Below are 12,531 nucleotides of genomic sequence, written 5' to 3'. Positions count from 1 at the left end.
GGTAACAGGCCAGCAAGGCCTGCGGCATGCCGACGGCGGCCGCCTCGCAGCCAGACGCGACAGGTTCCCTACCCACGGCAAGACACCCGCAACGCAACAGGGCCCGGATCGCTCCGGGCCCTGCAGGCAGCATGCCGTCGTGGCGGGTGGATCAACCGCCCGGAGCGAACACCAGCGTGCGGCGGGTGGTGACCGGTGCCCCCACCGGCTCGAAGCGCCAGCGCTTCACCGCGTTCAGTGCCTCGCGGTCGAACACGCGCGACGGCGTGGCGCGCAGCACGCGTGCATTGGTCACCGAACCGTCGGTGCCCACGGTGATTTCCACCAGCACTTCGCCAGACGTACCCGAGCGCAGCGCCTCAGACGGATAGCGCGGCGCCGGCGTGCTGACCGGGCGCAGGCTCGGTGCCGCGGTGGCAGCGGCCTGGCGCGCGGCCGTCGCGGCCTGGGCAGCCGCCTGCTGTTGCTTCTGCTCGGCCTCGCGGCGTGCGGCGGCCTGGCGTTCGGCATCCTGGCGTTCGCTGTCGCGGCGCGCCGCGTCCTGCTGGGCGGCAATCTGCTTGGCGGCCTCGGCTTCCTTCACCCGCTGGTCGGCCAGGCGCTGCTGTTCCACCAGCTGCTTGGCGCGGTCCTCGGCGTCCTTCTTGACCTTGGCGGTCTCGTCTTCGGTGCGCTTGGCGGCCACCTGCACGCCCTTGGTCATGCCTTCCTTCAGGCGCGGCAGGGCCGGGGCGGACGGGTCCACCTTCTCGATCAGCGCCACCAGCCGCTGGGCTTCGCTGAAGTCCTCGCGGCCCAGGTGCTGTTCGGCGGCAATCAGCGTGTACGGCAGCAGGTCGGTCAGCGCGCTCTTCACCGAGGCGTCGTCCGGGGTCTTGTCACGCAGGGCCAGGTAGTACTCGATGGCGTTGTCGCCGGCCGGCGCGTACATGCGGTTCTCGCGCAGGGCCTGGCTGGCGGCCTCGCGCAGCTGTTCGGTGCCCATCGACTGCACCTTGGCGGCGACCGCCGGTGCGGCGGCATCGGCCGGGGCCGTTGCGGCGGGCGCGGCGGCGCCGGGTGCGGCAGCGGCGGGTGTTTCTTCCTTGCCCGAGCAGGCCGCCAGGGCCAGCACCAGGGCAACCGGCATCCACCGGCGCGCGGCAGCGATCGTAGAGACGTGCGACATCCTGCTCCCCTTTAGAAGACGACGTTACGTAGTGCGTGTGGCTGCAGCGCCGGGATCGGGATCCGGGCGTGGTCGCCGGCGTTTCCCGACGCCGGCGCCGACTGCGGCGAGGGTGCAATCTAGCATCCCCGCCGCCATCGCGTACAAGGGCAGTGGCCGTGGCCGGCAGCAGCACGGGGCGGCTGCCGGCCCGCAGGGCTCAGTGCGCGCCGCTCTTGCCGTGGTTGTCGGCCTTGTCGTGGCCGTTGGACATCAGCTTGTCGGTCCAGGCAATGCCGATGGCCGACAGGATGAACACGCAGTGGATGATGGTCTGCCAGAGCACGCCATCGGCGGTCAGCATCGAGCACTTGGCGGCGCCGATGTTGGCGGCGGCCACGTTCATCTGTTCCGGGGTGCACAGCGGAATGCCGCCCAGCGCGCCGGTGGCGATGAAGGTCTTCAGCAGGTGGATGGAGGAAATGCCGATGATCGCCATCGCCAGCTTCACCTTCAGCACGCTGGCATTGACGTGGCTCAGCCATTCCGGCTGGTCCGGGTGACCTTCCAGGCGCAGGCGCGACACGAAGGTTTCATAGCCACCCACGATCACCATCACCAGCAGGTTGGAAATCATCACCACGTCGATCAGGCCCAGCACGATCAGCATGATCTGCTGCTCGCCCATCGAGGCCGAGTGGGAAATCAGGTGCCACAGCTCCTTGCCGAACAGGAACACGTAGACGCACTGCGCCACGATCAGGCCCAGGTACAGCGGCAGCTGCAGCCAGCGCGAGGCGAAGATCAGCGAGGACAGCGGGGACAGGGGGCGTTGGGGGCTCATGCAGGACAGTGCGTTGCGGGGAAGCGGCGAGGTTACCGGCCCACCATGACGGTGCCAAGCCAACCAACGCACTAGACTGGCACTTTCCTGAACGACGCCGAGCCGACGCCATGATCGACCTGTATTACTGGCCCACCCCGAACGGCCACAAAGTGACCCTGCTGCTGGAAGAAACCGGACTGGATTACCGCGTACACCCGGTCAACATCGGCGCCGGCGACCAGTTCAAGCCCGATTTCCTGGCCATTTCGCCCAACAACAAGATGCCGGCCATCGTCGACCATGCCCCGGCCGACGGCGGCGCCGCGCAGAGCGTGTTCGAATCCGGCGCGATCCTGCTGTACCTGGCCGAAAAGACCGGCCAGTTCCTGCCCGCCGACCCGCGCGGGCGCATCGCCACCCTGGAATGGCTGTTCTGGCAGATGGCCGGACTGGGCCCGATGAGCGGGCAGATGGGCCATTTCAACGTGTATGCGCCGGAAAAGATCGGCTACGCCATCGAGCGCTACGACAACGAAGTGCGCCGCCTGCACGGGGTGATGGACAAGCGCCTGGCCGAGCACGCCTACCTGGGCGGTGCCGAGTACAGCATTGCCGACATGGCCAGCTACCCGTGGATTGGCGCCTACGACAAGATTCCGGTCGACTTTGCCGCGTTCCCGAACCTGAAGCGCTGGCACGAAGCCATCGCCGCACGCCCGGCCACCCAGCGCGCCTACGCCCTGCGCGACAAGGTGAACCCCAACGCCGGCAAGCCGCTGAGCGACGAAGAGCGCAAGCAGCTGTTCGGCCAGCGCTGAAGCTTGGCGAAACCGGGGTCAGATCCCTTTGCGCCGCAAAGGGCTCTGACCCCCGCTGGCCATGGGCAGAAGGTCATGCTGCCTTCGCGCACCGGCTTGGTTAGGATGGACACTGACGTTGCCCGGGATGTCCCATGCGCCACCTGTTCGCCTCGCTTGCCCTCATGATCGCCACCAGCACTGTTGCCCACGCCGAAAAGCTCACCCTGGAAGCCATCACCGGCCCGCTGCCGCTGTCCGGCCCCACGCTGATGAAGCCCAAGGTAGCCCCGGACGGTTCGCGCGTTACCTTCCTGCGTGGCAAGGACACCGACCGCAACCAGCTGGACCTGTGGAGCTATGACATCGGCAGCGGCCAGACCCGCCTGCTGGTGGATTCGAAGGTGGTGCTGCCCGGCACCGAAACCCTGAGCGACGAAGAAAAGGCGCGCCGCGAGCGCCAGCGCATCGCCGCCATGACCGGCATCGTCGATTATCAGTGGGCACCGGACGCGCAGCGCCTGCTGTTCCCGCTGGGCGGCGAACTGTATCTGTACGACTTGAAGCAGCAGGGTGCCGCGGCCGTGCGCCAGCTCACCCACGGCGAAGGCTTCGCCACCGACGCCAAGCTGTCGCCCAAGGGCGGTTTCGTCAGCTTCATCCGCGGCCGCAACCTGTGGGTGATCGACCTGGCCAGCGGCAAGGCCGTGCAGCTCACCCACGATGGCAGCGCGACCATCGGCAATGGCGTGGCCGAATTCGTGGCCGACGAGGAAATGGACCGCCATACCGGCTACTGGTGGGCGCCGGATGATTCGGCCATCGCCTTCGCCCGCATCGATGAAAGCCCGGTGCCGGTGCAGAAGCGCTACGAGGTCTACGCCGACCGCACCGATGTAATCGAGCAGCGCTACCCGGCCGCCGGCGATGCCAACGTGACCGTGAAGCTGGGCGTGATCGCGCCGGCCGCCGCTGCCGCGCCGCGCTGGATCGACCTGGGCAAGGAACAGGACATCTACCTGGCGCGCGTGGACTGGCGCGATGGCCAGCGCCTGACCTACCAGCGCCAATCGCGCGACCAGAAGCAGCTGGACCTGGTGGAAGTGGACCTGGCCGGCAAGGGCACGCGCACGCTGGCCCATGAAACCAGCCCGACCTGGGTGCCGCTGCACAACAGCCTGCGCTTCCTGCAGGACGGCAGCCTGCTGTGGTCGTCCGAACGCAGCGGTTTCCAGCACCTGTACCGCATTGCCAACGACGGCAAGACCACCGCACTCACCCACGGCAACTGGCCGGTGGACGAACTGCTGGCCGTGGACGAAGCGGCGGGCAAGGTCTATTTCCGCGCCGGCATCGAATCGGCACGCGAAAGCCAGATCTACGCCGTATCGCTGCAGGGCGGCGCGCCGCAGCGTCTGTCGCAGGCCCCGGGCATGCACAGCGCCAGCTTCGCCCGCAACGCCAGCGTGTATGTAGACACCTGGTCCAACAGCAACACCCCGCCGCAGATCGAGCTGTACCGCGCCAATGGCGAGAAGATCGCCACCCTGCTGCAGAACGATCTGGCCGACCCCAAGCATCCCTACGCGCGCTACCGCGACGCGCAGCGGCCGATCGAGTTCGGCACGCTTACCGCCGCCGACGGCAAGACCGCGCTGAACTACAGCATCATCAAGCCGACCGGCTTCGACCCGTCCAAGCGCTACCCGGTGGCCGTGTACGTGTATGGCGGCCCGGCCAGCCAGACCGTCACCGACAGCTGGCCCGGCCGTGGCGACCATCTGTTCAACCAGTACCTGGCCCAGCAGGGCTACGTGGTGTTTTCGCTGGACAACCGCGGTACCCCGCGTCGCGGCCGTGATTTCGGCGGCGCGCTATACGGCAAGCAGGGCACGGTGGAAGTGGCCGACCAGCTGCGCGGCGTGGCGTGGCTGAAGCAGCAGCCCTGGGTAGACCCGGCGCGCATTGGCGTGCAGGGCTGGTCCAACGGCGGCTACATGACCCTGATGCTGCTGGCCAAGGCATCGGACAGCTATGCCTGCGGCGTGGCCGGCGCACCGGTCACCGACTGGGGCCTGTACGACAGCCATTACACCGAACGCTACATGGACCTGCCCAAGCGCAACGACGCCGGATACCGCGAAGCGCGCGTGCTGACCCACATCGATGGCCTGCGCTCGCCGCTGCTGCTGATCCACGGCATGGCCGACGACAACGTGCTGTTCACCAATTCCACCAGCTTGATGAGCGCGCTGCAGAAGCGTGGCCAGCCGTTCGAACTGATGACCTACCCGGGCGCCAAGCACGGCCTGTCCGGCGCCGATGCGCTGCACCGCTACCGCGTGGCCGAAGCCTTCCTGGAGCGCTGCCTGAAGCCCTGATCGCGACTGGGAAGGAGCCCGCCGATGCCGCTGCCACCGCCCGTCCCCGCACATGCCGCCCCCGCCACCGGCTGGTGGCGGCGCCACTGGCGCTGGGCCATGCCGCTGGCCGTGGTGCTGCTGCTGGCCAGCCTGGGCGGCGCCACCGCGTGGAGCCTGCTGCGCTGGAGCGAGGCCGCGCGTGACAGCGCACCCATGCGCGAGGCCATGCGCCGCGCCGGGTGCAGCATTGAACTGGTGCAGGCCTTCGGCGAACCGCTGCAGGCCGACGCAATGCCGGTGGGCAGCATGCAGACCGCAATCGACGGCCAGCGCAATGTTGGCCTGATCGTCGGCCTGCAGGGACCGGATGCGCGCGGGCGCCTGTTCGTACAGGGCAGCCGACGTGATGACGTCTGGGATTACCCGGTGATGTACGTGCTGGGCGAAGACGAACAGACCTTCGACCTGAGCGCGCTGGACGATGCGGAGGCCGCAGAAGCGTGTGCGCTGCGGGAATGCCGTGCGCGGGGCGGGTGTGGGGCGGGGTTGGCGTTGTGATGGGGTGTTGCCAGGTCGCTGGCGGGCTTGTCGCGATCTGCCGCGGCTGAACCCACTTCCGTCGATCAGGCTTCTTGTTGGATCAGTAGATCCTGTGTGAGATTGCCTGCTACCGACATTGCACGACGTCGTTGAGCCGTTTCGCTATCGGTGAAGCCTTCGATTTCTGCTGATTTCATACGCACGATTCATAGTGTGAGCGACGTCCCTGCACGTGGACGTACCTTCATTCCAATCATTGATCCGTTGCAGCGTGCGTCCAGCTGCAGCATTTCTCTTGATCCTGGAAGGAACATGCGATGCGAAGGTATGCAATCACAAGATGGATGGCAGTGACGGTCTGCTTGCTGGCCTCTATCGGGCCCGCCATGGCGGCCGAGCCACTGCTGCAGATGCTTCCAGATGCAATGCTGGATGAAGCGGCACAGGAACTGCGCAGTGTTGGCGACGATGTGGACTGGGTACGCCGTGTTCGCGTGAACGAGGCGGCCTTGGCCGCTGATGAGCTTACGGTCGATCTCCACGACACCGTTCTGCATCTTGTTCGAGATCCCACCGCGCCTTTGTTCGAGGATGCCCAGCATGTGATCTACCGGCCTACGCACGGCGAACACGCGCATCGAGAGGTGCGTACGCTCTCAGGATTGCAGTGGGTGGGTAGAGTGAAGCTCCTCGGGCCGGGTGTCGAGGCCACGCCTGGGCAGTCCAGGCCGGTGCGGATCTGGTCGGACGCGTCGGGAACGCATGCACGTTTCAGTTACGGGTTCTGGAACTACGCGCTCGACGGCGAGCGGTTGGTAAAGCGGGACGTGCGCCGTGCCCGACGCGACGAGCGCGATGATGTGAGGGACCGGCGGCCGGATCGGCCAGCTCCCGACCTGCCGGCAGAGAGGGCGCGCCACGTGTGCGACAAAGGGAGTCGTTGCCGGTATCTCGTGGGACCCGCCACTGCGTGACGCTGGTGCTTCACGCCACTAGGAATAATCCGAAATTCGACCGATAGCACAGTTCATGCCTTGAACGTGCCGGTTATTTCGGAGATAACTTCGCCCATGCGGCCCAGCCGCGTTACCGGAACAGGGACGGTCCGACGTACAGCGCGCCATGGCGATGCTGGCGTGTGGGTGTTCCTCCGCCGGTGCGACCCCCGCCCAGGAGTGGAGAACAGGGATGTTCAAGCGAATCAAAGCCGAATGGCTGCTGGCACTGTCGTTGGCCCTTCCGGGTCTTGCCGTGGGTGCCAGCGCATGGGCGCAGGAAGTCAAGAAGGAATGGCTGGCGCTTGCACCCGGAAGCATTGCCCGTGCGACCGAAAAGCTCGCGCAGCAGGACGTCGAGAAGCGCTACCAGAATTACCAACAGTATGGCCCCTTCAGTTGGGAAGTGCGGGGTGTGGCGTCGCTGCCGAACAAGGTCATCTATGACTATGCGATCAAGCCGGCCAAGCTCATCAAGACCGATTGGGTCTATCACTATGCTCAGAAGGAGTTCAACTCCCTGGAAGATCTGTCTGCTGCGCTCAAGGCAGAGATCCCCCAGCAACCCTCGTGTCCCGCAACGCAAGTCACAATCGCTGAGCAATGGGATGGCATTCCCGGTGGCGGCCAAGGTGCGGGTGCCGATGGCAGCAACACGGGTGAGCAAGGCGGCGCAACGGTTGCGTTCTACCACCTGAATCCAAGCACCAACACCTGTGAACTCGTGACTGGCACGCGCTACCTGCAGCGCCAGCGTGAGGTCAGGTGCCCAAACACCAGCACCACGATCATGACCTGGCAGGCGGCCAAGGGCATGTGTGCCATGCCGCCCATACTGGATACGGGCACGTTGTCCATGCTTCGCAAGTACGTCAGCACGCCTGTGACAAACAAATGCAAGGTGGGCAACCCCTGCGACCCGACCACCGGTGACAAGAGCCAGCCCGAGCCGGACTTTGATCTGGGCTGGATCGACTTCCGTCGCCATTACCATTCACTGACCAGCACGCCTGGGGGTGCGCTTGGCACCGGCTGGACCCATTCACACAATCTGCGTCTGACCCTTGGCGTGGACAGCAGTACCTTCCCGCCGGGAACGGAGCTGAAGGTGGGATTGCTGTCCGAAGACGGTACGCAGGGCGCGTTTCCCAACCGTGGCAGCTACTACGAGTCAAACGACGGCAGCGGCGATCGCGTGGTCCAGCAAGGTACGCGCTGGCTGCTCTCCCGTGCGCAGGAACGTATCGTGTTCAATGCCTCCGGCCTGATGGAACGTCGAGAGTTCGAGGACGGCACCTGGCTTGAATACGCCTACGACGCGCAGGCGCGACTGGTGACTGTCTCGCATTCGAGCGGGCGCGAGCTGCAGTTCGAATATGGCGCTGCTGAGAACGACTCGCTTATCTCGCGGTTGTCACTGGGCGGCCAGACGCTTGTTTCCTATGGGTACAGTGCAAGTGGCGAGCTGACCACGGCCACCTACGCCGATGGCGGCATTCGCACCTACCACTACGAAGACACACGGTTTCCTGCGTACCTTACCGGCGTAACCGCCGAGGATGGGCAACGCTACAGTTGGTTTGGCTACGATGCCAAGGGCCGCGTGATCTGCAGCCGTCACTCTGGCGACTGCTCGCAGGGTGGGGTGGGCATTGATGGCGTCCATCTGGAATACACCGCTGCCGGTCCGGTCATCGTGACCGATGCGCTTGGGAAGCAGAGCGAATATGCGCTCACGCCCAGTGGCAGTGACGGTCTGCCACGAAAGGTCAACGGCATCAGCGATTCCACGGGGACTGCGACCCACACCTACCTGTCTGCCAGTCTGGACTTCCGCCGCCGTCTGCAGTCGTCCACAGACAAGCGGGGAACAAGCACGACCTTTGCGTACAACGATGCTGCCGATCCGGTGTACGGTGCCGTGGTCATCACCACCACCACCGAAGCGACCGGCACCCCAGAGGAGCGGATTCGCGAAGTGCGAACGGCTGCAGAAAGCAACAGGATTGTTCAGCAGACCGTCGGCAATCAGGAACTGCGGGTCACCCGGAATGCGCGCCTGCAGCCGACCGCAATCACGCTGCGCGATATCGTGAGCGGTGATGTGCGTGTCACTACGCAGACCTATTGCGAATCGGAGGGGCCGGATTGCCGGTTGATCGGCCTGCTGCACAGCGTGGATGGGCCGCGCACGGATGTTTCCGATGTCACGATCCATCGCTACTACGCGCAGGACGATGCGGGCTGTGCAAGCGGTGGCACCTGCAGTTTCCGCAAGGGCGACCTGCGCAGCATCAGCAATGCGCTGGGCCACACCACGGAGACGCTTTCCTACGATCCCTTCGGGCGCCCGTTGTCAGTGCGCGATGGCAACGGCGTGGTCACCGACTACAGCTATCACCCGCGCGGTTGGCCGACATCGATCACGGTGCGCGGCGCGACCACGGCTGACGACCGCTCGACCCAGATCAGCTACTGGCCCACTGGCCAGGTGCAACAGGTCACCGAGCCTGACGGCAGCAGCGTCACCTACGTGTATGACGCGGCCCAGCGCCTGACCGATATCGCAGACAGCGCCGGGAACACCATCCACTACACGCTGGATGATGCCGGCAACCGACTCAACGAAGACACCGTGGATGCCGGTGGCACCCTGCGGCGCACGCTGGCGCGGACCTACAACACCCTTGGCCAATTGACCGCGCTGAAAGATGCGGGCAACCATGCCACCGGCTTCACTTACGACGCCAACGGCAACCCGCAGACGGTAACCGACGCCCTGCAGCGCGTGACCAGCCAGCAGCACGATCCGCTGAACCGCCTGGCCCAGACCCGGCAGGATGTGGGCGGCGTGGCGGCAGAGATCCGCAGCCATTACAACGCGCTGGATCAGGTTACCCAGGTGACCGACCCCAAGGGGTTGCACACTACCTATGCCCACAATGGATTCGGCGACCTGACCGGCCAGGTCAGCCCCGACAGCGGCACCACCAGCTTCACCGTGGATTCGGCGGGCAATCGCAAGACCCGCACCGATGCACGTGGCGTTACGGCCACCTACAGTTACGACGCGCTCAATCGCTTGATCGGTGTTGCGTACCCAGATCCGAATCTGGATGTCGGCTACAGCTACGATGTGGCGCCGGCTGCCTGTGCCACCGACGAGCGCTTCGCCAAGGGGCGTCTGGGCCAGGTACTGCATGCCGATGGCAGCACACAGTACTGCCACGACCGCTTCGGCCAGATCACCCGCAAGGTGCAGACGATCAACGGTGTGGCCAGCACCTTGCGCTATGCCTACAGCAAGGCGGGCCGCCTGACCGCGCTGACCTATCCCGATGGCAGTGTGGCCGACTATGTACGCGATCCCTTGGGACGCATCAGCCAGGTTGGATTGACCCGCCCGGGGCAAGCGCGGCAGGTGGTGGTCGACAACGTGACCTATGCAGCCTTCGGCCCGGCTACCGGTTGGACCTACGGCAATGGCCGCCAGTTGCAGCGCCCGTTGGACCTGGACTACCGTCCGCAGGCCGTGCATGACCCGGCCGCAGGCGGCCTGTCGCTGAGCTATGGCTATGATCCGGTGGGTTCGATCACCGAACTGAAGAATGGTGCGGGCTCAACCGTATTGGCCACGTATGCCTACGACACGCTGGGCCGTCTGACCCAGACTCAGGACGGTTCGACGGGCACGCCGATTGAGACCTACGCGTACGATGCCACTGGCAACCGCACCGCATTGACCACCGCGGCCGGTGTGGCCAGTTATACCTATCCCGCCAGCAGCCATCGCTTGACTGCGGTGGATGGCGAAGCCCGCGGCCATGATGCGGCGGGCAATACCACCAGCATTGGCAGCAAGGCGTTCACCTACAACGACGGCAACCGCATGAATGCGGTGAAGCAGGGCAACGCGGTGCTGGAAAGCTATGCCTACAACCATCGCGGTGAGCGCGTGCTGCGTACCCCGGCGGGCGGCACTGCGCAGATCACCTTGTACGACGAGGCAGGGCAATGGCTGGGCAACTACAGCGCCAGTGGTGACGCGCAGCAGCAGGCCATCTGGCTGGACAATTACCCGGTCGCGCTGATCAGTGTGCCCGCTGCGGGCGTGCCGGAGCTGGCCTACATCCAGCCCGATCACCTGGGTACCCCGCGCGTGGTGATCGACCCAGTGCGGGATGTGGCGATCTGGGAGTGGAGCAACAAGAGCGAAGTGTTTGGGAACCAGATCCCGAGTGCCGACCCGGACGGTGATGGTGTGGCGTTCGAACTGGCGCTGCGCTTCCCGGGGCAGCAGGCGACGGATGCGAGTGGGATGTTCTACAACTACCAGCGGGAGTATGACCCGGCGGTGGGGAGGTATTCGCAGAGTGACCCGATTGGGTTGGCAGGTGGGTTGACAACGTACTCCTATGCTGAGTCCAACCCCAGTTCAAATCTGGATCCGCTTGGCTTGGAATCTGGTCAATTTCAGTTCGGTAAGTACCGCATGAAACAGCCGGAAGCCCCTCCCGCTACCGATATCGGGGATGCGATTGTAGCGGCCAAGATTCTTTCGAGATACAACGCTGAGATGAAATCTAGGAACATTTCCGGAGCGGATCAGTTCTATCACTGCCTTGCTGCTTGCCGGGCGACTCAAGTAACAAGCAACGCGGGAGTTGTACTTGAGTTGATGGCCATGAAGGAGACGAAAGACTACTATGCGGGGCGCCTGGGTCTCTATGGAGACGGTACTCGGAGGACCCACTCAGAAATGCGCGACGACAATCTGAAAGATATGAGCGCAAACAAGCGCGGCGCTAGCTGTGAGCTTGGTGAAAACTGTGCCAGGCGATGCGCTGACTATGTCCCTAATTCATCCCGCCCGTTTTTGAATGACTACATTCCGGAGTGGTGATGTGAATATGTATAAGAATCTAATGAGGGTCACTATTTCTGGTCTTGTGGTCTGCCTTCTTGGCTGCGGATACAAGGAGAGGCGCTACGAATCTCTCTCGCATGTAAATAGCGAAGGAGACCTATCTATAGCAAGTGCGTTGTCGATTCCTGAAGATGCAGTGTCCATAAGTTTCAGGTCGGATGCAGAGTCTGGGCACTACTTTGCTTCATACGACACGAAGCGCTCCGCTGATTACATTCAGGAACGCAGGTTGCTGGCTGCATCCGCACGTCAGGATAAGTCTATTCGAAGTTCAATTGGCTTCGGTGTTGTTTTGCCGAAGAGCGCGTCTTTATACTACAGATGCTCGTCTTCCTTAAAGTATCACGATGAGCCGAATTTTGGATCTGATGAGATATCTTTGTTGGGCGTCGCTGGCCGTAAGGTTTATCAGTGGAACAAGATTCACGATGAAAAGCTTACCGGGGAGCTATGTCGCAATGATCGATAGTAGACCTGCTCGCGAGTGAGACTGGCATCATGTGATTCTCATGTCGCTTGTGTTCTGAGTGACGTGAATTTTTAGTGCGCGCCGCGCCAGCAGTCATGAGCGTTCGGCGCGGAGTGGGAGGGCAAACTATGGTCTGGCCTAAGGATGCGGGTGTCCTTGATATGAGTGCATACAGACGATTTCTCCGGGCCTACTACATCATGTTTTTCTGGGTGCTGAGATTGGTTGGTTGCCTAGGAATTGCTGTGAATTTGATAATACTTACATTTGTTCTTGCTGATGTTTATGGTGATGGCAGAAAGTATGGTTACTCGGGTCTAGTTTTCGTGGTCGTCTCTCTCGTTTGGTTTTTTGTCACGTTGAAGGTTGGATCTATTGGCCTGGTCCGTCTCCGGCAGAAAAGCGCATCGTAGGCGTTGCTCGGCGGGGAAGTCATAGTGGGAGGACAAGAAGGGGCGTGAGATAGA

General features: G+C 63.7%; 7 protein-coding genes. 5 read left to right on the top strand and 2 right to left on the bottom strand.

What is annotated here, in order from left to right; translation table 11 throughout:
* Nucleotides 1-151: 151 nt before the first annotated feature.
* Together C1930_RS19270 and C1930_RS19265 are read right to left on the bottom strand one after the other, a co-directional pair.
* A complete protein-coding gene (locus C1930_RS19270; RefSeq protein WP_108754535.1) occupies nucleotides 152-1,168 on the bottom strand; it encodes a TonB family protein in 1,017 nt (338 codons plus the stop codon).
* A gap of 199 nt (nucleotides 1,169-1,367) precedes the next feature.
* On the bottom strand, nucleotides 1,368-1,991 hold the full coding sequence (locus C1930_RS19265; RefSeq protein WP_108757493.1) for a TIGR00645 family protein: 624 nt from the start codon (nucleotides 1,989-1,991) through the stop codon (nucleotides 1,368-1,370).
* Between the two features lie 110 nt (nucleotides 1,992-2,101).
* On the opposite strand from C1930_RS19265, the gene C1930_RS19260 reads away from it, so the two are divergent.
* From C1930_RS19260 to C1930_RS19240, 5 genes are all read left to right on the top strand, one after another.
* Nucleotides 2,102-2,791, top strand: a complete 690-nt coding sequence (locus C1930_RS19260) for a glutathione S-transferase N-terminal domain-containing protein (RefSeq protein WP_108757492.1) — start codon at nucleotides 2,102-2,104, stop codon at nucleotides 2,789-2,791.
* Between the two features lie 134 nt (nucleotides 2,792-2,925).
* The gene (locus C1930_RS19255; RefSeq protein WP_108772439.1) at nucleotides 2,926-5,151 is read left to right on the top strand and encodes a S9 family peptidase; all 2,226 of its coding nucleotides are present in this window, start codon (nucleotides 2,926-2,928) and stop codon (nucleotides 5,149-5,151) included.
* A 24-nt stretch (nucleotides 5,152-5,175) separates the two neighbouring features.
* Nucleotides 5,176-5,691, top strand: coding sequence for a cytochrome c oxidase assembly factor Coa1 family protein (locus C1930_RS19250; protein WP_108772438.1), 516 nt, complete (start codon nucleotides 5,176-5,178; stop codon nucleotides 5,689-5,691).
* Nucleotides 5,692-6,017: 326 nt separating this feature from the next.
* Nucleotides 6,018-6,647, top strand: coding sequence for a hypothetical protein (locus C1930_RS19245; protein WP_108772437.1), 630 nt, complete (start codon nucleotides 6,018-6,020; stop codon nucleotides 6,645-6,647).
* Nucleotides 6,648-6,861: 214 nt separating this feature from the next.
* A complete protein-coding gene (locus C1930_RS19240; protein WP_108772436.1) occupies nucleotides 6,862-11,571 on the top strand; it encodes an RHS repeat-associated core domain-containing protein in 4,710 nt (1,569 codons plus the stop codon).
* Nucleotides 11,572-12,531: the final 960 nt, after the last annotated feature.

Source organism: Stenotrophomonas sp. SAU14A_NAIMI4_8 (assembly GCF_003086695.1).
Taxonomy (GTDB): domain Bacteria; phylum Pseudomonadota; class Gammaproteobacteria; order Xanthomonadales; family Xanthomonadaceae; genus Stenotrophomonas.
The sequence above is the reverse complement of the archived record's forward strand: the minus strand, read 5'-3'. Positions and strand labels throughout refer to the sequence as shown.